Origin of the sequence: Streptomyces colonosanans (assembly GCF_001866645.1) — a bacterium.
In the GTDB taxonomy this organism is placed as follows: Bacteria; Actinomycetota; Actinomycetes; order Streptomycetales; family Streptomycetaceae; genus Streptomyces; species Streptomyces colonosanans.
In genome coordinates this window covers 17,789-39,340 of sequence record NZ_MLYP01000047.1, presented here as the reverse complement: position 1 = coordinate 39,340, position 21,552 = coordinate 17,789, and the positions used below count along the sequence as shown (strand labels likewise).

The following is a 21,552-nucleotide window of genomic DNA, read 5'->3' as shown; positions in this document are numbered from 1 at the left end:
CCGCCCACGGGAGTGATACGTGAGCTTGGCGACAGCGGGAAGCGTGCCCGCACAAGGGCCCGACTATGCTCGGGCACCGCACTGACGACGTACCTCTTCTGGAGCACCCATGGCCCTCAAGATCACCGTGATCGGTACCGGCTATCTCGGCGCCACGCACGCCGCGGCCATGGCCGAGCTGGGGTTCGAGGTACTGGGCCTCGACGTGGTCCCGGAGAAGATCGAGATGCTCCAGCGGGGCGAGGTCCCGATGTACGAGCCAGGTCTCGAGGAACTGCTGCGCAGGCACGTCGCGGGCATCGAGGGCTCGACCGGGCGGCTGCGGTTCACGCTGGACTGGGCGGAGCTGGCCGACTTCGGCGACATCCACTTCGTCTGCGTGAACACCCCGCAGAAGCACGGCGAGTACGCGTGTGACATGTCGTACGTCGACGCCGCGATCGCCTCCCTCGCCCCGCATCTGAAGCATCCCGCGCTGGTCGTCGGCAAGTCGACCGTGCCCGTGGGGTCCGCGGACCGCCTGGCCGCCTACCTCGCCGAGCACGCGCCCGCGGGCGAGGACGCCGAGCTGGCCTGGAACCCGGAGTTCCTGCGCGAGGGCTTCGCGGTGCAGGACACACTGCACCCGGACCGGATCGTCGTCGGCGTGCGCAGCGAGCGCGCCGAGAAGCTGCTGCGCGAGGTGTACGCGACCCCGGTCGCCGAGGGTTCGCCGTTCGTCGTCACCGACTTCCCCACCGCCGAGTTGGTGAAGACCTCCGCCAACTCCTTCCTGGCCACCAAGATCTCCTTCATCAACGCGATGGCGGAGGTCTGCGAGGCCGCCGGGGGCGATGTGGCCAAGCTGGCGGAGGCGATCGGGCACGACGACCGGATCGGCAAGAAGTTCCTGCGGGCCGGGATCGGCTTCGGCGGCGGCTGTCTGCCGAAGGACATCCGGGCCTTCATGGCGCGCGCGGGCGAGCTGGGCGCCGACCAGGCGCTGACCTTCCTGCGCGAGATCGACTCCATCAACATGCGCCGCCGCGGCCAGATGGTGGAGATGGCACGCGAGGCGGTCGGCGGCGGTTCCTTCCTCGGCAAGCGGGTCGCGGTCCTCGGCGCGACATTCAAGCCCGACTCGGACGACGTGCGCGACTCACCCGCGCTGAACGTCGCCGGACAGATACACCTCCAGGGCGGCCAGGTCACGGTCTACGACCCCAAGGGCATGGACAACGCCCGGAAGACATTCCCGACGCTCGGGTATGCCGGCACCGCTCTGGACGCCGTGCGCGGCGCCGACGTGGTGCTGCACCTCACGGAGTGGCGCGAGTTCCGAGAGCTGGACCCGGCGAAGCTGGGCGAGGTGGCCTCCACCCGCGTGCTCCTCGACGGCCGCAACGCGCTCGACCCCGAGCTGTGGCGCCACGCCGGGTGGACGTACCGGGCGATGGGCCGCCCCACCGCGTAAGCAGACCGCTGACGCCGGTCCGGCCGAGGTTCGGACGGCCGGACCGGCGTCCTGCCGTGTTCCGCACCGCCGCGCTCCCGCAGAGCGGCGGAGTGTCCGACTCCCCGTGACGGGCGGCTACTTGGCCCGGTACCGCCGCATCTTCGCCCGCGCCCCGCACACCGACATCGAGCACCAGCGGCCCTTCCCGGCCGGGCTGCGGTCGTAGTACGCCCAGTGGCACTCGGGCAGTTCGCAGGCCTTCAGGCGCAGCCAGGTGCCGGCGGTGAGCGCCTGTGCGACGGCCGTGGCGACACGGGAGAGCAGGGGGCCCTCGTCGGCGGGCGCGAGGCTCGCCGAGCCGTCCCGTTCGTCGACGGCCACATACAGCGGCGCTCGCGCCAGCAGCGCGCCCAGGGGCGTTACCTCGCGATGCGGGGGGTGCCCCGCGTGGGCCAGGCAGACGGCGCGCAGGGACTCCCGCAGCTCCCGTACGTCCGCCAGGTCCCCTTCTGTGACGCCGAACTCGGTGCGTCCCTCGGCGGTGTCCAGGCGATCCGTGCCCGATTCCAGGTCCACGGTGTTGATCAGGGCCTCCACCAGGGCGAGGCCACCGGGTGCGGGGGCTCTGTCACTCATCTCTGCGACCTCATGCGCGTGACGCTACCTCTTGGAATTCCTCTTGCGACGTTACCTCCTATGGGGCAGCATGAGGTAACCGTTACCGGTTACCCGGCCCTACGGGTAACTCCGATCTGGAGGAGAGAAGGCATGGCTCTTGCCAAGCTGGGCGCCGTCGTTCTGGACTGTCCCGACCCTCGTGCGCTCGCCGCTTTCTACGCCGAGGTGCTCGGCGGCACGGTGGAGGGTGACGGCGAGTGGGCCGAGCTGAAGGCGGGCGATGGCCGGTCACTGGCATTCCAGGCCGCGCCCGGGCACGTATCGCCGAAGTGGCCCGCCCCCGACAACTCGCAGCAGTTCCATCTGGACCTCGTCGTCGATGACCTGGACACGGCCGAGCAGGGCGTCCTCGCGCTCGGCGCCCGCACGCTGGACGCGGAGGACCGCTCGCGCACCTGGCGGGTGTACGCGGACCCGGCGGGGCACCCGTTCTGCCTCTGCGCCTGCTGAGGAGGTGAGGGCCGGCGGCCGTCCAAGTCCGTGATCACCGCGGCGGCCGAGGTCATGCGAAGGGCCCCGCCGAACGGCAATCGTTCGGTGGGGCCCTGCGTGGCGTGCGGTGTGCGGACGCCCGGCGTCAGTTCCCCGACACCGTCACCTTCTCGTCGTTCTTCAGCTCGTTCACCAGGGTCTTGACCTTGGCCTTGTCCCACACCAGATTGCCGCCGGTCGAGCCCGAGACCGGCATGTTCATCGACGTGCCGTCACCGCCGGAGACGCCCTTCATCGACCAGAACATGTCGGCCAGGTCCCACAGGCTCATGTCCTTGTCGACGGTCAGCGAGTCCAGGCCCGCGCCCGCCGTCGGGTAGAACTTGAAGGGGTTGAGGACCGTGGACGGGGCCGCGACCTCGTGGGCCAGCGCCGCCAGGAACTTCTGCTGGTTCTTCGTGCGCTGCAGGTCGCTCGCCGCGAAGGCGTGCCGGGTGCGGACGAAGGCGAGGGCCTGCTCGCCGTTCAGCGTCTGCTTGCCCGCCTTGAAGTCGGCGCCCGACCACTTGTCCTTGAAGCCCTTGTCGATCGCGATCTCGACACCGCCGACCGCGTCCACGATCTTCGCGAAGCCGCCGAAGCCGATCTCCGCGTAATGGTCGATGCGCAGGCCGGTGTTGAACTCGACCGTGCGGACCAGTAGTTCGGGGCCGTCCTCCGCGTACGCCGCGTTCAGCTTCACATGGCGACCGGTGCCCTGGTAGACCTTGCCCGACGTGGAGCCCTTGAACGTCGGGATCTCCACGTCCGAGTCACGGGGCAGGGATATCAGCGTGGAGCCGTTGTCACCGGTGTGCAGGATCATCATCGTGTCCGTGCGCTTGCCCTCGGCGGACCCGGTGTGCAGCTTCTTCTTGTCCTCGGCGGTCATGCCCGCGCGGCTGTCGGAGCCGACGATCAGGTAGTTCGTGCCCTCGCCCCCGGCGGGGCGGTCGATCACCTTGGAGAGGTCCACATCACGGTGGAGCTTGGAGTCGGCCCAGAAGTATGTGGCCACCGAGGTCACCACCAGTACGGTCACCAGCGTGATCGCGGTCCACTTGATCCGGCGCCGCCAGTTCGGCGCCGGGCGCGGACCCCGCGGGTCGCCACCGCCCGGCCCCTGCGGGCCGCCGTAGACCTGGCCGGTGTTGTAGCCGCTGTTGTAGCCGTCGTATCCCTGGTCGTCCGGGTATGACGGCTGCTGCGGCACACCGCCGTACGGCGGCGCCACCCGGGGGCCGCCCGGCCCACCGGTTCCGCGCCTGACCTGGCGCATCACGCGTGCGCTCTCCGGCTGCGCGTTGGTGCTGCCGCGTCCGTAGCGGTTGCCGCGGCTGTCGTCGGACCATGCCTCGGGCCAATCGTTCATGCGCCACAGTGTGCCGGGTCCGACTGTGCACCTTACAAGGGGTGAGAGGAAACGGGACCAGGGCTGTTGCGAAGCCGACACAAAGTCTCGGGGTGCGGCCCCGGCATAAGGTGGACGGCATGACAGACCAGGCCCCCGCCCCACAATCAGACATTCCGGGCGATATAGCGCGCGACTTCCCCTGGAAGCCCACCTCCGCGTCCCGGACCACCCTCAGCCACATCATGACCCACAACGACACCAACCTGCTGGGTACGGTGCACGGTGGTGTGATCATGAAGCTCGTCGACGACGCGGCGGGTGCTGTGGCCGGCCGGCATTCCGGTGGTCCGGCCGTGACCGCGTCCATGGACGAGATGGCGTTCCTGGAGCCGGTCAGGGTCGGCGACCTTGTGCATGTGAAGGCCCAGGTCAACTGGACCGGCCGCACCTCGATGGAGGTCGGCGTGCGGGTCCTGGCCGAGCGCTGGAACGAGTCGGCGCCGGCCACCCAGGTCGGCTCCGCGTATCTCGTCTTCACGGCGGTCGACGCGGACGGCAAGCCGCGGCTGGTGCCTGCGGTCGTCCCCGAGACGGAGCGCGACGAGCGCCGCTACCAGGAGGCCCAGATCCGCCGCACCCACCGCCTGGCCCGCCGCCGCGCGATCAGGGAACTGCGGGAGAGCCGTGCGGCGGAGGGCTACGAGGACTGAGGGCGCCGCACGTACCCGGCCTGGTGGCCCGCTCTCCTAGGAGCACACCACTTGGTCCCCGGTCAGCACCTGCTGCGGACCCTGGGACCCCTGCGGTTCCGCCGCCTTCACCCGCTGCACCTGTGTGAAGTCCGTCCCCGCGATCACCTTCAGCGTCGGCCCCTGCCCGGAAGCTCGGCGCAGTTCGCTGCCTGGCAAGGCCGCCGCCAGGGACTTCGCCGACCGGTCCCAGCGAGGGTCGTAGACGATCACCGTGTGCCGGACGGTGCGGTCCGGCGCGTTCGCCGGCTTCCCCGTGGTTCTGAACCCGGTGGCGGCGAGCGCGTCGGCCACGCGCTTGCCGAGTCTCTCCTCGCCCGTCCCGTTCTCCACCTTCACCTGGATCTGCTGCGGGGCCACATCCACGGGCACCGCGGCCGGGCCCTGCTCCCTCGGCCGGGGCGGGGCGAGCGGCTTGTCGTCGCGCAGTGACCGGAAGAGCGTGCTCGCCTTCGTCTCGTCCCACTTCACCGTGGAACCGAGGCCCTTGACCTCGTAGTCCATCTGCTCGATCGGCACGGTCGTGAACTCGGACGAGCGCGGCGTGAAGTGCCGCATCGCCCGGCCCAGGTCGAGCAGCTCGTCCGCCCCGAGGCCCTGGTCGGCCCGCACCGAGCCGAGCACGGCCTGCGCCATGTCCCGGAACTTCATCGGGTTGAGCAGCACTCCTGACGACGTCGCCTGGTCGAGCAACGCCGCCACGAACCTCTGCTGCCGCTGCATCCGGCCCAGGTCGGAGGCCCCGTCGATGTGCCGGGACCGTACGTACTGCAGTGCCTGTCCGCCGCCGAGCAGATGGGTGCCCGCGGTCAGATCGAGCCCGGTGTAGGAGTCCGTCATCGGCTGCGTCGTGCAGATCCGGACGCCGCCGAGCACGTCCACGGTCTTCATGAAGCTGATGAAGTCGACCTCCACATAGTGGTCGATCTTGACGTGCGTCATGTCCTCGATCGTGCGAACGGTCAGGTTCGGGCCGCCCTCCGCGTACGCCGCGTTCAGCCTGATCGGGTGGGGGCCGTGCTGCTGTCCGGTCGTCCGGTCGGTGTGCGCCGGCACCTCCGCGTACGAGTCACGCGGCAGACTCACGACGCTGGCCCGGTCCCGGTCCGCCGAGATGTGCACGATCATGATCGTGTCCGTGCAGTGGCAGGGGACACCCCCGAGACGGTACTTCTGCCGGTCCTCGTCCGTGATCCGGTCCCGTCCGTCGGTGCCGACCAGCAGCACGTTCATGCCGTGGCCCGCGGCGGGACGATTCTTCATGTCCTTGAAGGGGTCGATCCGGGCGATGTCCTTGTCCAGGCTGGTGATCACCGCGTGCCCGATGCCGGCCGCGGCGAGGACCACCACGGAGAACGTGGTGACTGCCCGCGTGGCCCAGCCGGACTTCTTCCGGATGGGCAGCCGCCGCCCGGGGGAGCGACGGACCGGCTGGGGGCGCGCGGGCGGGCGGGTCGTCGTGGGCACGGGGGAGACCTCCGCTGAGCTGGGCGTAAATCCGCGAGCACCGTAGGCCGATACGATCTGCGGCCCTCGGCGGCGCCCGGGCGGCGCGCACCCGTGTCCCCCGTTCGCGGTAACGTGAGCCCCCTATGAACGCCAAGTCCGACGTGCAGCTCCCCGCCGTGTCCGTGATCATGCCCGTCCTCGACGAGGAGCGGCATCTGCGCGGGGCCGTAACTGCGATCCTCGCCCAGGAGTACGGCGGCGAGATGGAGGTGGTGATCGCCCTCGGTCCCTCCATGGACCGCACGGACGAGATCGCGGCCGAGCTGGTCCGTGAGGACCCGCGTGTGCACACGGTCCCGAACCCGACCGGCCGCACGCCCGCCGCGCTCAACGCCGCGATCAAGGCATCCCGCCACCCGATCGTGGTCCGCGTCGACGGCCACGGCATGCTCTCGCCGAACTACATCGCGACCGCCGTACGTCTCCTGGAGGAGACCGGCGCGCAGAACGTCGGCGGCATCATGCACGCCGAGGGCGAGACTGACTGGGAGCACGCGGTCGCCGCCGCCATGACCTCGAAGATCGGTGTCGGGAACGCTGCGTTCCACACCGGCGGCGAGGCCGGTCCGGCGGAGACCGTCTACCTCGGTGTCTTCCGGCGTGAGGCGCTGGAGCAACAGGGCGGCTACAACGAGGAGTTCATCCGCGCCCAGGACTGGGAGCTCAACTTCCGCATCCGCGAGGCGGGCGGTCTCATCTGGTTCTCGCCCGAGCTGAAGGTGTCGTACCGGCCGAGGCCGTCGGTCAAGGCGCTGGCCAAGCAGTACAAGGACTACGGCCGTTGGCGGCACGTCGTCGCCCGCTACCACGAAGGCTCCATCAACCTGCGCTACCTCGCCCCGCCGACCGCGGTCTGCGCGATCGCGGCGGGCGTCGTGGCGGGCGCGGCGCTGACCCCGTGGGGCTTCGTGGTACCCGGCGGCTACCTCGCGGCGATAGCCCTCGGTTCCGTCCCTGCGGGCAAGGGCCTGCCGCTGAAGGCACGGCTGCAGATCCCCGTTGCCCTCGCGACCATGCACATGTCCTGGGGCTGGGGCTTTTTGACCAGCCCGAAGTCGCTGGCGAAGAGGGTCATCGCGTCCCGGCGGCCGGCGGTCGTCAGCAAGGCCTGACGGGTCTGATACCTGAGAGAGCCCTGGGCGTCGACGCTGCACCGACGCCTGCGCCCCCGGTAACTGGTGGACACGCATCAGCCCCGGAACCTGAGTGTTCCGGGGCTGATGTCGCAGCGGCATGTCAGCACACGGAGCTGGTGGAGGTCGTCAGCCGCAGTGGTCGCGACAATCGATCTGGATGTAGCTCCCGTTGTTCGCGGTACCGCCCCAGTCTGTGACCGAGGGGCTCGCCGTGGCCGGACGGCGAGCCCCTCCGTGTCATGTCGGTCGGCCGACTACCACCGGTAGGGCTTGTACACGTCCATGCACTGGCCGGTGTCCGAGCCGTTGATGGCGTCGGAGTTGCTGGGGAGGTCCCCGGCCTTCAGCGGGGACTGCTTCGGGTAGCTCGTGCCCGTACGCCAGTCGGAACCCACGACGACGGTGACGCCCGACACGTCGGTCGACTTCATTACTGAACTCATGGGAATACCCAGCGCCTTGGCGACGCTCCGGGCATCGCCCTCCAAGTCCGCGCTCGGATAGCGCACGACCGTCTGATCCTCCGACAGTGCCCCCGCCCTGTCGCGCACCGCCCTGTCGAAGCCCTTCTCCACGAGCACCCGGCTGATCTCGCCCGCCCGGCCGCCCACCGGAGCCTGCGTGGACGTCCCGGTGGCGTTCTGCACCACCACACCCAGCCGGTCGGCCGCGAGCGAGGGCGCCTTGGTCTCCTCGCTCCCACTCGTCGTCTTCTTCGGGGCCGGCGTCGTGCCTTTGTCATCGAAAGGCACGTCGTCGCGGAGCATCCGCCAGATCTTCTCGGCGTCGGCGCCGTCCGGGATCACATGGTCGTCGTTCTGCGGGTCCTTGACGTTGGGCATCGTCGTCATGGTGATGCGGTTCGTCGGGACCGTCTTGAGCTGCATGGCCAGGTTGTACAGCTTCTTGACCGTGCCGATCTCCTCGGAGACCTGCAGCGACTGCGTGCCCGCCTCGGCCAGGTTCATCAGCCGGCCGCTGTCGGTGAAGGCGTTCTGGCTCTTCAGCGTGCGGATCAACGAGTTCAGATACATGTGCTGAGCCCTGGCCCGCAGCAGGTCACTGCCCCAGGCGTGCCGGGTGCGCAGCCACTGCAGGGCCTGCTTGCCCTTGACCTTCTTCGTACCGGCCGTCATCTTCAGGCCTGAGCCCCCGGGCACACCCTGGTGTGGGCGGTCCCACACGTTCTGGTTCACGCAGACGTCGACGCCGCCGACGGCATCGGCCATCTTCACCACGCCCGCGAAGTCGACCGTCATCCAGTGGTCGATGTAGATCCCGGTGAGGTTCTGCCAGGTGGCCAGGGTGCAGCCGGGGCCACCGCGGGCCAGCGACTCGTTGATGATGACGTTGGTCTTCGGGTACTTCTTGCCGGTCTTCGGGTCCTTGCACTCGGGGATGTCGACCCGGGTGTCACGCGGAATGCTCACCACGGCGGCGCTCTTGCGGTCGGCGGACAGGTGGATGAGCATCTCGACGTCGGCCAGCGGCGGGTTGCCGCGGTTGTCCCGGCTTCCGCCCAACGCCACGTTCTCGTCGGAATTACGGCTGTCGGAGCCGATCAGCAGAATGTTCACCGGCGTCTGACCGGCCGCGTTCGGCTTCGACTTCTGCGCCTTGGAGTCGCCGCTGCTGCGCTCGCCCTTGCGTATGTTGTCGTTCAGGTGCTGGTAGTAGAGGTATCCGGCTCCGGCGGTGCCGAGTATCGCGACCGCCAGGACCGTCGCCGACCAGCGCAGTACGCGGTGTTTGCGGCGTGGGCGCTTCCTGTTCCCATTGCCGCGATGCCCGCCGCCGTGCTGACCGTGGCCACGCGGCGCGGATGGCGGACCACTGTCGCCGTCGTGATCGCCGTCGCCGTTCTGCTCGTACGGACTGTCGTCCCAGCCTGGTTCACCGGTCTGCCGTCCATGTGGTCGCGCCCCCTCTCCCTGCACATTGCTCTGCGTCAAGTCCCTGCCTCCCCACCCTGTGCCCGACAAACGGGTCTCTCCCGTGGTTCCGGCCGGGCGCCTCGTCGCGCCTTCGGAACCATTCGCCGTACGGCGGTACGCCTTTCGCGTCCCGCCTCGCGTACCTCGTGTTCGGTAACCAGTGCTGTGACCGGAAGGGTTCACCGGCTCGCGACGCCCGGCGCGGCTCCCCCACGCTCGGCTTCTCCCCCACTCTCGGCTCCGCTCGAGCGGGGGGACCCCCAGCGCGGGAGGGGCCCCCACCGCCGTGTTGTCGCATCACCCGAGTACGTCCAGTACGCGGGTGATGCTCCGCCTCGCGATGTTCCCCCACTGCCTGAAGGGCGTGGGAGGTGCCCCCAGCACCGGCCGCCGCGAGCTTTCCGGCAAACCTTTCCCTTCACAGCACTAGACGCTCGGTACGCCCGACGGGATGTACACCCGTCGGGCGCGGCCGCATCGGATCTGACGAGTGAAGGGCCCCGAATCACCTACGAGGCGCAGGTGACCTTGTCCGCCGTGGACTTCCCGTTGACATCCGGCGCCTTCTTCGGAGCGGTGAGCGGTATGCCCGCATCCTTGAAGTCCCGGCCCAGAGTCAGCTTCATCGCCGGCAGGCCCTGGGAGTTGGTCTCGCTCTCGCCCGGCTTCAGCGCGGATCCGGGCAACCCCATGATGTCCGCCAGCTTGCGTGCCTGATCGGCCTGGTCGGGGGAGTACTCGAGGGTCGTCTTGTCGATGTTCTCGGGCGCGTTGCCGAGTTGGCTGGACTTGAGCACGCCCTGTTGGTTCTGCAGCCAGTTGAGCGTCGTCTGCGCGCTGCCGGTCTTGGCGCCGCCGTTGTAGATGTCGACGCGGATGTCGGAGGCGGCCGAGCGGGAGCCCTTGAGGCGGGCGGCCGCGGCGTCCTTCTGGGCCTTCTCCTTCTTCTTCACCTCGGTGAAGGAGACGTCGTTCCTGATCGCGTCGAAGACCGCGGGAGCCTGGGCCTGGTCGACGACGACCGTCACAGGGACCTTTTCGGCCGGGTTGTCGCGCACCGGCACGGTCACGAAAGTGAGGTTCTTCGGCGGCACCTTGTTCAGCTCCAGGGCCACGTCCTTGAGCGTGCTCACCGCGTGGATGCCGCGGTCGACGGTGAGCGCCTTGGTGGCGGCGTTCGCCAGATCGAACAGCTTGACGGGGTCGGTGAGGGTGTCACCGGAGGTCATCTTGCGGGCCAGCGAGCCGAGGAACTGCTGCTGCGCCTTGATGCGGTCCAGGTCGCCCATGTTGCCGAAGCTGTGCCGGGTGCGCAGGAAGGCGAGGGCCTGCTCGCCCTCGATCGGGTGCGTCCCCTTGGACAACTTGAGGTGAGACTTCGGGTCGTCGATGTCCTTGGCCACGCAGACCTCGACCCCGCCCACCGCCGTGGTCAGCGTCTTCACGGCGTTGAAGTCGACCATCATGAAGTGGTCGGGCGCGATGCCGGTGAGTTCCTTGACCGTGCGCATCGTGCAGCCCGGGTCGCGGCCGTCCTGGCCGAGACTCTCGTTGAAGCGGACCCTCTGCGAGCCGGGGATGACCTTGGTGGAGTCGTCCGGCTGCTTGGTCGGGCAGTCGGGGATGTCGTCGACGATCAGGTCGCGCGGGATGCTCAGCGCGGTCGCGTTCGTACGGTCCTTGGAGACGTGCAGCAGGATGTTGGTGTCGGCGTGGCCGACGCTGCCCTTGTCGCCGTAGCCCTCGTTGCCCTTGCCGGTGCGTTTGTCGGTGCCGATGATCAGGATGTTGAAGGCTTCGTCCTTGCTGAAGCTGTCCTTGGCGGCGCCGCCGACGTCCATCGTCGTGACGTTTCCCTCGAGTTGCTTGAGGTAGAAGTAACCGGCACCGGCGGCCGCGACCAGGACGAAGGCCATACTGCCGCCGGTCCACAGCAATATCTTCTTCGCCTTGCCCTTCTTGGGTTTTGTGCGCCCCCGGCGCCGTGTCGGCGGCGGCTCCTCGGGCGCCCCCCGGCGGCGGCGCGGTCCCGGGACGGTGTCCGGGACCGGCTTCTCCGGAGCCCGGCGCCGTGAGCCCGACGGCGTGCGCGTGCCCCCCTGCGCGGTTCCGGCGCGAGCCCCCCGCCGCGGCTTGGGCAGGGCCGACTGCGGTGCGGAAGGGGGTAGTCGCAGTTCGTATTCACCGGTGTTCGGGTTGAGCACCCACTGGTCTGCGGGATCGACATTGTCCGCCCGCCCACGGCCTTGCGCGTCCACGGTTGTCCGAATCCTCCGTCGGGGCCACGCGGCGCCCTCCCCCTCGAGGCGCCCGGTCTCTTCCACCAGTGCGTGACCCAGGAGGGACCTGACGGGTGTGGCACCGGATCGCTCACACTATCCGCCCCGTTCGGCGTCAAGCGACGACGGTGACACATTCCACTCCCCTACAACTGGGCAATCCGCCTGATTTCTCGGAGAGTTCTTAGGTCAGTTGTTCCCAGGCTTGGTATGCGCTTTACCTACAGGCATCCGAACGGGCCGTGTTCCCGGGGAATGTGGGCGGGGTTCGGGGACCCGACTCGTGCGCGCCGGGGATGCCGGGGCGCACGACGGCGGACTTTCCGTTTCCGTGCGACTCCTCCCCGTTACCGCGACCGGGCGCCGTGCTGCCGGCTTTCGAGGGGGAACCGTCCGGGACTTCCGGCACGACCTCGATCGGCTGGTCCATGCGCAGCCGTGCGAAGAGTTTCCGCGCCGCGGGTTCCACGAGTTGGTCGCGATTGGCGTTATAGGAGTACGGCGTGCGCGGCACTGTCAGGAAGTGCACGCGTTTCGTGGGGAGGTCTCCCAATCCGTGGACAAGTCCGTAGAGTCCGCGCAGGCTCGCCAGACCCGGGTCCGTGGTGAGGGACGAGGTGGCCGCGTCCAGCACCGGATACAGCTTCACGGGATTCAGCAGGACGTCATTGCTGTGCACCTTGCTGACGAGCGCTCCGAGAAAGCGCTGCTGGCGCTCCATCCGTTCGGTGTCGCTGCCGTCGCCGAGGCTCTTGCGGGCGCGTACGTAGCCCAGCGCCTGCTCGCCGTCGAGCGTCACCTTGCCCGCGGGCAGCTTCAGCTTGGCGTCCTTGTCGTCGATCGGCTCCTTCAGGCACACCTGGACGCCGTCGAGCGCGTCGACCAGTTTCTTGAAGCCGTTGAAGTCGACGACCATGTAGTGGTCGACCCGGATGTCCGTCAGCTTCTCGACGGTACGGACAGAGCAGGCCGAACCGCCGGTCGCGAAGGCGTGGTTGAACATCGTGAACACCGGCAGGCTGCGGCTGCCGTCGGGCCGGCGGCAGTCCGGTACCTCGACCATGAGGTCGCGGGGGAGGAAGGCGGCGGTGGCGCTGCGCCGGTCGGCCGCGAGGTGCAGCAGGATCGTGGTGTCGGACCGCTGGGTGCCGGAATCCCTGCCGTACCGGCCGTTCCCGTCACCCGACCGCGAGTCGGAACCGATGAGCAGGATGTTCTGCGCCCCGGGCACGAGCACGGGGGGCCGCTCCTTCTCGTGCCGGGCGAGTTCGGAGGCGGCGTCGTCGTCCGCGGTGATGTTCGAGTTCAGCTTCTCGTACGCGGCCCATCCGGCCCCGGCGGCCCCGGCCATGAGCACGGCGAGTCCCAGCGCGGCCCGGCGCACCCAGCGTCGGCGTCGGCGGCGGGCGAGTCCGGGGCCGGCGGCAAAGGCGCCGGGGGTCGGGCCGAGGGCGCGCGGGCCTGCGGTACCCGGACGTCGTGGGGTGCCTCTGGTCGTCACTGCCGGGTCCACCCCCTGCGAGGTACGAGCGTGTCGGGCTCCTACGACCATGACCCGGGGCGGAGGTCCGGGGCGGCCGATGCTGGTCCGAACGGGGGATGGGGCGCGCTCACGAGGGGGTGGAGTACCGGGACGTGCGTGGCAGGCCACCGAACGGGCGGCCCGCACCCCGGCGGTTTCTCAGCGAGCCGTGGCGGTCACCCGTTCGCTCTCGATCCGCTTGGCCACCGCGTCCTTGTCCAGCCGGTCCAGATGGCGGCAGAGCACCACGGACCCGCCAGTCGCGAGAGGCGCGTACAACCCGGCACTCAGACCCGCCCAGGTGGCGTACGGCAGTCCGGACAGCAGCCTCGACCCGGCCCCCGTCAGTCCGAGCGCGGGCGCGTCCGCGCGGGCCCGCTCCACGACCTCGGCGCCCGTGTACGCGGCCCCGGCGACGATCAGGGCCGGTTCCTCCGGGTCGACCGGCGCGTACGGCTGGAAGCGGTCGCCCTGGCTCGGTACCTCGACCGCGTAGTCGGCGAAGCCGTCCGGGGTCTGCGGGAAGCGGCCGCCGAGGGGGCGCAGGGCGAGAGCGACGCGTTCCCCGGTGCAGGCGCGCGCCGCGTCGAGCGTGTCGGGCCCGCTCACGACGAGGTCGGCGGCGCCCGCGTCGCCGCCGATGTCGGCGACCACGCCCACGGACGCGCACGCGAGCAGCCATACCGCCGTCTGCCAGTGCGCGGGCAGCAGCAGCGCGACCCGGTCACCGGGCTCGGCGGCGAGATCGCCCTGGAGGAGATTGGCGGTCTTGGCCACCCAATTGGCGAAGGTGGCCACGGAGAGTTCGACGCGTTCACCCGTGGCGTCGTCGTAGAAGGTCACCAAGGGGCGTGCGGGATCCGCGGCGAGCGCGGATCGCAGCAGGTCGGCGGGGGTGCGGTCGGTGGCGTTCACGCGCGCAAGCGTACGCGGGGCCCTCGCCCGGGGGGTGGACCGGCGGGAGAGTGACGGACCACCGGTTCGGCGGAGCGGAACCGATGGCCCGTCAAGTCCTGGATGGACATATATGCCTGACTATGTCCAAGATCATGGTCATGCGTAAATACCTTGCTTCCTCGATCGGCTTCACCTGCGCGGCGGCACTGACCCTGTCGCTCACCCTTCCGGCCGCGGCGGCGGGGCCGGTCCCGGCCGACCGCTCGGCCATCCCCGGCAGCACCCAGTCCCTCCGACTCGTTCCCCTCACCAGCGCCCGCACCCCCGGGGCGGCGCCCGAATGGGGGCTGGCCCCCCAGTCCGTACGCACCTTCTCGATGATCGGCGTCGTCTGGGACGATCCGGGGGCCGAACTGCACGGCCGTGCCCAGATCCGCACCCGGGCGAGCGGCACGGCCCGCTGGTCCGGCTGGCAGGAGCTGGAGGTGCACAACGACGGCCACGGTCCCGACCGCAAGACCAAGGAGGGCCGCTCGAACCGGCTGCGCGGATCGACGGCCCCGCTGTGGGTCGGCGACTCGAACGGCGTCGAGGTACGGGTGCGCGCGGACGAGACCCGTGCGCCCGCGCTTCCCGACGGCCTGCGGGTCGAACTGATCGACCCAGGCGCGGAACCGGCCAAAGGCGCCCCGGAGCAGTCGAGGGACGCCGCCGCCTCGGAGGAGTCCGAGGGCGGGGACTTATCCGGCTCCCTGCCAGGTACCGACACCACCACGTCCGCCGTCGGTGACGGCTCCGCGCCGGTGAACGACCGACAGCTGCCCGCCCTCTCGAAGGGGGTGACGGCATCGCGCCCGAGAATCATCACGCGGCGCGGCTGGGGCGCCGACGAGAGTTTGCGGGAGCCCGGATTCGTCTACACCGACAAGGTCAAGGTGGCCTTCGTGCACCACACGGCGACGGGTAACGGCTACAGCTGCTCCCAGGCCTCCTCGGTCATCCGCGGTATCTACCGCTACCACGTTGTGAGCAGCGGCTGGCGGGACATCGGCTACAACTTCCTCGTCGACAGGTGCGGAGACATCTACGAAGGTCGCGCGGGCGGCGCGGACAAGCCTGTCCTGGGCGCCCACACCCTCGGATTCAACGACAGCAGCATGGGGGTCGCCGCCATCGGCTCCTTCGAGGACAGCACACCGTCGGCCGCCATGGTGACCTCTATCGCCAGGCTCGCCGCGTGGAAGCTCGGCCTCTACGGCATGGACCCGCGCGGCAAGACATACCTGAGGTCCGGGGGCGGCAATCGCTACCCAGAAGGGGAAAACGCACGACTGAACGTGATCTCCGGCCATCGCGACGGGTACAGCACGGACTGCCCGGGAACGCTGCTCTACGGCAAACTCGGCTCGGTCCGCTCCGCCGCGGCCCGCTACCAGGGCCGCTGAGGGGCGCGGTCATCGCACGACGTCGTACGGAACCACCCGTACGACGTCGTACGGCGATCGGCACCACACGCACGACGCCCATGACACGCCGTACGAGTTCATCCGCACGAAGACGTACGGGGGCATCCCCGCACAGCCGTCGAAGGACACCCCACTGTCATCGAGGGCACATCCAAGGGGCCTCTCTAACGGTCCTCATAACGCCTTCAGCAGTCCTCCTAACCCGGTCTGCATACACTGGCCGGCCGATGGACAGTTCGGCCGGCCCCGGCAGGAAGCAGAGACGACAGGTGACAGAAGCGATCCTCCTGGTCGGCGGCAGGGGTACCCGGCTGCGCCCACTCACGGTGCACACCCCGAAACCGATGGTTCCGGCGGCCGGAGTCCCCTTCCTCACGCACCAGTTGACGCGGGCGAGGGCGGCGGGCGTGGAACACATCGTGCTCGCCACGTCCTATCTGGCCGAAGTCTTCGAGCCGTACTTCGGCGACGGCTCGGCCCTCGGCCTTCGGCTGGAGTACGTCACGGAGCAGGAGCCCCTCGGCACCGGCGGTGCCATCCGCAATGTGGCGAGCCGCCTCCACTCGGGCCCCGACGACCCGGTCCTGGTCTTCAACGGCGACATCCTGACGGGCCTGGACATCCGCGCCCTGGTGAGCACGCACGAGTCGACGGGCGCGGACGTCTCGCTCCACCTCACGAAGGTCGCGGACCCCAGGGCGTACGGGCTGGTCCCCACCGATGCGACGGGCCGGGTAACGGCGTTCCTGGAGAAGCCGCAGACGCCCGAGGAGATCGTCACCGACCAGATCAACGCCGGGGCGTACGTCTTCCGCCGCTCGGTCATCGACACGATCCCGGCGGGCAGCCCGGTCTCGGTGGAACGCGAGACGTTCCCGGACCTGCTGGCGGCCGGTGCCCATCTGCAGGGCATGGTGGACTCGACCTACTGGTTGGACCTGGGCACCCCTGCGGCCTTCGTCCGCGGCTCGGCGGACCTGGTCCTGGGCCGCGCCCCGTCCCCCGCGGTGCCCGGCCGCTGCGGCGACCGCCTGATCCTGCCGACGGCATCGGTCGCCCCGGACGCGAAGCTGACGGGCGGCACGGTGGTGGGCGAAGGCGCGTCCGTGGGGGAAGGCGCCCGGATCTTCGGTAGCACGTTGCTGTCCGGCGCGATCGTGGAACCGGGCGCGGTCATCACGGACTCCCTGATCGGAGTCCGCTCCCGCATCGGCGAGCGCTCGGTCCTCACGGGCGCGGTCGTCGGCGACGGCGCGGTGGTCGGCGCGGACAACGAACTCCGCGACGGGGTACGGGTCTGGTGCGACGCCACCATCCCGGCGGGGGCGGTGCGCTTCTCCTCGGACCAGTAGGGCTTGCGACGGGCCGACCGGACGCCGGGTGTTCACCACGAGGTGCGCCCGGCGCGCACCGGCCCCATCCGCCCCTACAACCGCCCGATGTCCCACCGTCGCATCCGCGGCGCGCGCCTCGGCGGTACGCGGCCGCTCAGCAGGATCAGCCGCGCCGCCCGGTGGCGCTGCCCCGCGTACGGCTCCAGCAGCGTCAACATCACGGAGTCGTCCGCTTCCCGGTCCCCGGCCAGCGCATACCCCACGATGCCCGGCAGATGCAGATCCCCCACGGTCACGGAATCCGCCGCCCCGTGGCTGCGCTGCACGGTCTCTGCGGAGGTCCACGGCCCGATGCCCGGCACCACCTCGAGCCGCGCCTGCGCCTGAGCGGGTTCCATCCCCGTCGCCTGCTCCAGCCGCGCAGCGACCCGCACCGCCCGTACGACCGTCGACGCCCGCTTGTCGTCGACCCCTGCCCGGTGCCACTCCCACGACGGGATCAACGCCCACGTCCGCGGCTCCGGCATCACCTGCATGCGCTCCGGCGCGGGTCCCGGCGCAGGCTCCCCGTACTTCCGTACGAGCAACCGCCACGCCCGGTACGCCTCGTCCGTGGTGACCTTCTGCTCCAGAACCGACGGAATCAGCGACTCCAGCACCAGTCCCGTCCGCGTCAGCCGCAGTCCGGGCCGCCGGTGCCGCGCCAGCGCGACCAGCGGGTGCCGTGGCTCGAAGGCCCCCGGATCATCCAACGCACCCAGCATCTTCGGCAGTTGGTCCAGTAGCCACTCCGCCCCCGGCCCCCACGCCTCCGCCTCGGCGACCGCACCCCGCAGTGCGACCCGCAGGGTGCCCGGTCCCACCGGGGTGCGACTGGCCCGCCACACCGCCCCATCCGGTGTCGCCCGGAACGTCGGATCCGCGGGACCGCGCCGCAGCGGCCCGAGCACCAGCCCCAGGTCCAAAGGCCCGGGCGGGGTCCAGGTCCGCCGCCGCCCGGGTGGCGTGGCCTGCCGCGGCACTCCCGGGGGCACGACGACATGTCCACCGCGCACGGTCGTGCCGGTGGGACGGGGAGTGAATCGTCCGGCCACGGATGAAGTCCTGGTGTTGCTGGGGCTGCCTTATGAGCGTAAAGGGCGCGCACGCCGTGCGGGGTCGCGTCACGGCAACCCGCACCCGGCGCTGCGCGCCCCGCTCACCGCACCTCGATGAACGACCCCGCGTCCCGCTCGGGCCGCGGCCTCGGCTCCTCGGCCGGATGGCCCACCGCCACGGCCCCCATCGGCTCCCAGCTCTCCGGCAGCCCGAGTTCCTTGACGACGACGTCCCGGCAGAACATCGTCGACGACACCCATGCCGAGCCGAGCCGCTCCCCGGCGAGCGCGACCAGGAGGTTCTGCACGCCCGCCCCGGTGGCGACCACGAACATCTCCCGCTCGGCGGCGTCCCGCCGCGCGTCACCGTAGGTGTGGGACCCGTCCATGACCATGCAGGGCACGACGAGGTACGGAGCGTTGCGCAGGACGTCCCCGCGCCGGACCCGCTTCGCGATCGACTCCTCGGACTTCCCGTCGCGGCGCAGATCGGCGATCCAGGCGTCACGCATCGCGTCCAGCAGCCGGGTCCGCGACACCTCGGACTCCAGGAGCACGAACCGCCACGGCGTCGTGTGGTGCGGCGCCGGAGCGGTCACGGCGGCGGCCACCGCGCGCCGCACGGCACCGGGATCGACGGGCTCGTCGGTGAACGCCCGTACCGTGCGCCGCTGGGTCACCGCTTCCCGTACCGCCTCGGAGGTGCCGAGCCGGAACATGTCGTCGTGGGCGCCGCGCACCATGGCGCGGGCCCCCTCGCCGTCGTCCCCGGTCACCATGTGCGGCAGCCCGCGTACGACGGCGACGGGAAGCCCGGCGGCCTTGCCCTTGACCAGATCGCCGGCGGCGGCCAGTTCGTCGGCGGCGGCCACGATGGTCGCGCTCAGGGGGTTGCCGTGCGCGTCCGTGTCGCCGCGCAGGTCGTCGAGGACCCGTACGCCCGCGGCGCCGATGGCGACATCGGTGAGCCCGGTGCGCCAGGGCCGTCCGAAGGTGTCGGTGACGATCACGCCGACCTCGACGCCGAGGACGTCCCGCAGCCCGTCCCTGAGGGCCCGCGCGGACGCGTCGGGGTCCTCGGGCAGCAGCAGCACGGTCCCCGAGGGGGTGTTGGAGGCGTCGACACCGGCGGCGGCCATCACCAGCCCCTGCCGGTTCTCGACGATCCTGAGCGGCCCGCGCCGGGCCACGACCCGCACCGTTTCCGCGTCGATGGCGGCCTCCCGGTCGTCCGCACGCACGACGCGGCCCTCGGCCTTGGACACGATCTTCGAGGTGACGAGCAGCACGTCCCCGTCGGCGAGTCCGGGCTCGGCGGCGGCGACGACCTTGGCCAGGTCGTCGCCCTCACGGATCTCCGGCAGCCCGGGGACCGCCCACACCCGGTAACCGGGTGCGGCACCGACCGCGCCACCGTCCAGCGGCACCCCGCCGCCGGTTGTCTCGATCCGGGCCGGCCCGTCGCCCGCCGTCTTGTGTTCGGAAAGCCCGCTCAAGCCCCCCGCACCTCCTCCGCCAGCGCCAGCGCCTCACGGGCCATCTGTGCGGTCGCCTCCAGATCCGTCATCATCAGCGGCACCGCGCGGCAGCGGATGCCCGCCGCCTCGACACGCTCCACGGCCGCCGCGTCCACCGAGTCGACGAGCCAGCCGTCCAGCAGCCCCGAGCCGTAGTGCTCGGCGACCGCCGCGGCCGTCGACTCCACGCCGACCGCCGCGAGCACCTTGTCGGCCATCCCGCGCACGGGCGCGTCGCCGACGATGGGGGAGAGGCCTACGACGGGCACTCCGGCCTCTGCGATGGCCTCCCGGATACCGGGCACCGCGAGGATCGTGCCGACGGACACCACCGGATTGGACGGCGGGAAGAGCACGACGTCCGCCTCGGCGATCGCCTCCAGGACGCCCGGCGCCGGCTTCGCCTGCTCGGCACCCACCGGCACGACTGCCTCGGCCGGGACACCGGCCCGCAGCCGCACCCAGTACTCCTGGAAATGGATCGCCCTGCGTTCGCCCTCCACCTCGACGGCGACATGCGTCTCGACGCGGTCGTCCGACATGGGGATGAGCCGGACCCCCGGCTTCCAGCGGTCGCACAGGGCCTCGGTGACCGCGCTGAGCGGATAGCCCGCGCCCAGCATCTGTGTCCGCACGATGTGCGTGGCGAAGTCACGGTCGCCGAGCCCGAACCAGTCCGGTCCGACGCCGTACGCCGCGAGTTCTTCCTTGAGGTGGAAGGTCTCGTCGGCTCGGCCCCAGCCCTGCTCCTCGTTGATGCCGCCACCGAGCGTGTACATCACCGTGTCGAGGTCCGGGCAGACTCTCAGCCCGAAGAGGTGGATGTCGTCGCCGGTGTTGCCGATGACCGTGATGTCCGCGTCGGGCGCGGCCCGCTTCAGACCGCGAAGAAACCGGGCACCGCCGATGCCGCCTGCCAGAACCACAATGCGCATGAGAGCCAGTCTTGCAGGCGGGGCCGACAACGCGTGAGCAGGCTGTGGCCGGCCGTTGTCCCGCCCTGAAGCGGCGGCCGGCCGCCGCGTGGCGTCTCAGGCGGTGATTGTGCCCGCCCACCCGCGCTCGGCCGTGCAGGCCACGGGGGTGCCCTCGGTCGCACGAAGCGAGGAGTGGGGGAGCATCGGCATCTCGGTCAGCCCCGGGTAGTAGACGTGCAGGCTCACCGCCGGCTCCAGCGAGTCGTTCACCACCTCGTGCACGTATCCCGGGGCGAACACCCGCTGCATCCCCGCACCCCACGCGCGTGTGCCGCGCTCCGTGCGCTCCGTCAGTGCGCCGTGCAGGACGGTCAGTACGCCGGACGAGCGCCCGTGGCCGTGCCGTCCGGTGCCCTGCCCGGGGAGCCAGGACAGCAGCCACACCTCGTAGCCGATCGGGGTCTCCCCTGCTCGAGCGGAGCCGAGAGCTTGGGGAACGGTGCGCAGCCGGTGGTACCAGCGGGAAGTCGCGTCGTACCCCACCAGGTGCTCCCACTGGGATCGGTCGGCGGCGATGGAGCGGGCGAGGCCGGCGAACTCGGCCACCGTGACCGGGTGCTCGCGCGGCGGCTGAAGCAGGTGCGGTACTTCGAGGATGTCGCCGGCGATCTGGAGGTCGCTGTCGCTGTTCATGGGGGTGCGGTGGTTCCTCGGCAGGAGAGTGCGGGGGCTGGGTGTCGCGTGTCGTCCGCCCGGGTCACGGGCGTGGCGGGGGCCCTGATGCGGGCGGAGGGGACAACAGCCGAGTCGTGTGGACTCAGAAGCGGCCGGAGCGGTGGAGAAGGCTCAACAGCCGGAACAGCTACAGCGAGCGCGGGCAGCACCAGTGGACCCGGCGGTGCGGGTCGAGGTGGGTGCCGAGTTCGCGAGCATGCCCTCCAGGAGAGCGGTTCACACCTTCACTGTCAACTTGATGTGCGGGATGTGGGAGATGTTTCACCTCATCCGGTTCATCTGGCAGACGAAAGGTTTGCCCCTGGGGTGCCGGGGACACATGGCGCACCACCGGGCGCACGATCCCCGTTGCGATCTCGTGATCCGAATGTGATCCGGTTCGCTTCGCGGTGTGTGCCGGAACGGGACCGAACATCTGGGCGTCCTTCCCCGTGAGGGGCCGGAGGCCCGCCTGACCCCCATCGAGTGTCAGGGTTTATGTCGATTTGAACACTTTCCGCAAAGCTTTGGTTCCCCAGGGTG

17 protein-coding genes are annotated in these 21,552 nt (G+C 70.4%); 6 read left to right on the top strand and 11 right to left on the bottom strand.

Going from position 1 to position 21,552, the window contains the following annotated elements; genetic code table 11:
* The first annotated feature begins 109 nt into the window (after positions 1–109).
* On the top strand, positions 110–1,453 hold the full coding sequence (locus BIV24_RS18560; protein ID WP_071367463.1) for a UDP-glucose dehydrogenase family protein: 1,344 nt from the start codon (positions 110–112) through the stop codon (positions 1,451–1,453).
* Between the two features lie 117 nt (positions 1,454–1,570).
* On the opposite strand, the gene BIV24_RS18555 is transcribed toward BIV24_RS18560, so the two are convergent.
* A complete protein-coding gene (locus BIV24_RS18555; protein ID WP_071367462.1) occupies positions 1,571–2,071 on the bottom strand; it encodes a CGNR zinc finger domain-containing protein in 501 nt (166 codons plus the stop codon).
* Positions 2,072–2,203: 132 nt separating this feature from the next.
* Between BIV24_RS18555 and BIV24_RS18550 the strand changes: the two genes are divergently transcribed.
* Positions 2,204–2,563, top strand: a complete 360-nt coding sequence (locus BIV24_RS18550; RefSeq protein WP_071367461.1) for a VOC family protein — start codon at positions 2,204–2,206, stop codon at positions 2,561–2,563.
* A gap of 127 nt (positions 2,564–2,690) precedes the next feature.
* On the opposite strand, the gene BIV24_RS18545 is transcribed toward BIV24_RS18550, so the two are convergent.
* Entirely contained in the window at positions 2,691–3,956 is a 1,266-nt protein-coding gene (locus BIV24_RS18545; RefSeq protein ID WP_071367460.1) for an LCP family protein, read from the bottom strand.
* Between the two features lie 119 nt (positions 3,957–4,075).
* On the opposite strand from BIV24_RS18545, the gene BIV24_RS18540 reads away from it, so the two are divergent.
* On the top strand, positions 4,076–4,648 hold the full coding sequence (locus BIV24_RS18540) for an acyl-CoA thioesterase (RefSeq protein WP_071367459.1): 573 nt from the start codon (positions 4,076–4,078) through the stop codon (positions 4,646–4,648).
* Positions 4,649–4,684: 36 nt separating this feature from the next.
* Here the strand turns inward: BIV24_RS18540 and BIV24_RS18535 are convergent, their stop codons facing one another.
* A complete protein-coding gene (locus tag BIV24_RS18535) occupies positions 4,685–6,154 on the bottom strand; it encodes an LCP family protein (protein WP_071367458.1) in 1,470 nt (489 codons plus the stop codon).
* A gap of 125 nt (positions 6,155–6,279) precedes the next feature.
* On the opposite strand from BIV24_RS18535, the gene BIV24_RS18530 reads away from it, so the two are divergent.
* Positions 6,280–7,308, top strand: coding sequence for a glycosyltransferase family 2 protein (locus BIV24_RS18530; RefSeq protein WP_071367457.1), 1,029 nt, complete (start codon positions 6,280–6,282; stop codon positions 7,306–7,308).
* Between the two features lie 278 nt (positions 7,309–7,586).
* Here BIV24_RS18530 and BIV24_RS18525 read toward each other — a convergent pair whose 3' ends face one another.
* The 4 genes from BIV24_RS18525 to BIV24_RS18510 form a co-directional block, all read right to left on the bottom strand.
* Positions 7,587–9,284 (bottom strand): LCP family protein, encoded by a 1,698-nt coding sequence (locus BIV24_RS18525; protein WP_071367456.1) that lies wholly within the window; start codon positions 9,282–9,284, stop codon positions 7,587–7,589.
* 491 nt (positions 9,285–9,775) lie between these two features.
* Positions 9,776–11,524: an LCP family protein gene (locus BIV24_RS18520; RefSeq protein WP_071367455.1), complete on the bottom strand. Its 1,749-nt coding sequence runs from the start codon at positions 11,522–11,524 to the stop codon at positions 9,776–9,778.
* Between the two features lie 238 nt (positions 11,525–11,762).
* Positions 11,763–13,046 carry an LCP family protein gene (locus BIV24_RS18515; RefSeq protein WP_245766861.1) on the bottom strand — a complete coding sequence of 428 codons (1,284 nt, stop codon included), beginning with the start codon at positions 13,044–13,046 and terminating at the stop codon, positions 11,763–11,765.
* A gap of 180 nt (positions 13,047–13,226) precedes the next feature.
* Positions 13,227–13,982 carry a TIGR03089 family protein gene (locus tag BIV24_RS18510; RefSeq protein WP_071367454.1) on the bottom strand — a complete coding sequence of 252 codons (756 nt, stop codon included), beginning with the start codon at positions 13,980–13,982 and terminating at the stop codon, positions 13,227–13,229.
* Positions 13,983–14,104: 122 nt separating this feature from the next.
* Between BIV24_RS18510 and BIV24_RS18505 the strand changes: the two genes are divergently transcribed.
* Together BIV24_RS18505 and manB are read left to right on the top strand one after the other, a co-directional pair.
* Positions 14,105–15,409, top strand: coding sequence for a peptidoglycan recognition protein family protein (locus BIV24_RS18505; protein WP_071367453.1), 1,305 nt, complete (start codon positions 14,105–14,107; stop codon positions 15,407–15,409).
* Between the two features lie 290 nt (positions 15,410–15,699).
* The gene (gene manB / locus BIV24_RS18500) at positions 15,700–16,782 is read left to right on the top strand and encodes a mannose-1-phosphate guanylyltransferase (RefSeq protein ID WP_071367452.1); all 1,083 of its coding nucleotides are present in this window, start codon (positions 15,700–15,702) and stop codon (positions 16,780–16,782) included.
* Between the two features lie 74 nt (positions 16,783–16,856).
* Here manB and BIV24_RS18495 read toward each other — a convergent pair whose 3' ends face one another.
* The 4 genes from BIV24_RS18495 to BIV24_RS18480 form a co-directional block, all read right to left on the bottom strand.
* Positions 16,857–17,858, bottom strand: a complete 1,002-nt coding sequence (locus BIV24_RS18495; RefSeq protein ID WP_071367451.1) for a DNA-3-methyladenine glycosylase family protein — start codon at positions 17,856–17,858, stop codon at positions 16,857–16,859.
* 104 nt (positions 17,859–17,962) lie between these two features.
* A complete protein-coding gene (locus tag BIV24_RS18490; protein ID WP_071367471.1) occupies positions 17,963–19,282 on the bottom strand; it encodes a coenzyme F420-0:L-glutamate ligase in 1,320 nt (439 codons plus the stop codon).
* A 71-nt stretch (positions 19,283–19,353) separates the two neighbouring features.
* A complete protein-coding gene (gene cofD / locus BIV24_RS18485) occupies positions 19,354–20,313 on the bottom strand; it encodes a 2-phospho-L-lactate transferase (protein WP_071367450.1) in 960 nt (319 codons plus the stop codon).
* Positions 20,314–20,409: 96 nt separating this feature from the next.
* Positions 20,410–20,988 carry a cysteine dioxygenase gene (locus BIV24_RS18480; protein WP_071367449.1) on the bottom strand — a complete coding sequence of 193 codons (579 nt, stop codon included), beginning with the start codon at positions 20,986–20,988 and terminating at the stop codon, positions 20,410–20,412.
* Positions 20,989–21,552 lie beyond the last annotated feature (564 nt).

Coding starts and splice junctions, on each gene's coding strand:
- BIV24_RS18550 (WP_071367461.1), top strand. CDS start 2,204: ATGGCTCTTGCCAAGCTGGGCGCCGTCGTTCTGGACTGTCCCGACCCT.
- BIV24_RS18480 (WP_071367449.1), bottom strand. CDS start 20,988: ATGAACAGCGACAGCGACCTCCAGATCGCCGGCGACATCCTCGAAGTA.
- BIV24_RS18555 (WP_071367462.1), bottom strand. CDS start 2,071: ATGAGTGACAGAGCCCCCGCACCCGGTGGCCTCGCCCTGGTGGAGGCC.
- BIV24_RS18560 (WP_071367463.1), top strand. CDS start 110: ATGGCCCTCAAGATCACCGTGATCGGTACCGGCTATCTCGGCGCCACG.
- BIV24_RS18530 (WP_071367457.1), top strand. CDS start 6,280: ATGAACGCCAAGTCCGACGTGCAGCTCCCCGCCGTGTCCGTGATCATG.
- BIV24_RS18545 (WP_071367460.1), bottom strand. CDS start 3,956: ATGAACGATTGGCCCGAGGCATGGTCCGACGACAGCCGCGGCAACCGC.
- BIV24_RS18505 (WP_071367453.1), top strand. CDS start 14,105: ATGTCCAAGATCATGGTCATGCGTAAATACCTTGCTTCCTCGATCGGC.
- cofD (WP_071367450.1), bottom strand. CDS start 20,313: ATGCGCATTGTGGTTCTGGCAGGCGGCATCGGCGGTGCCCGGTTTCTT.
- BIV24_RS18540 (WP_071367459.1), top strand. CDS start 4,076: ATGACAGACCAGGCCCCCGCCCCACAATCAGACATTCCGGGCGATATA.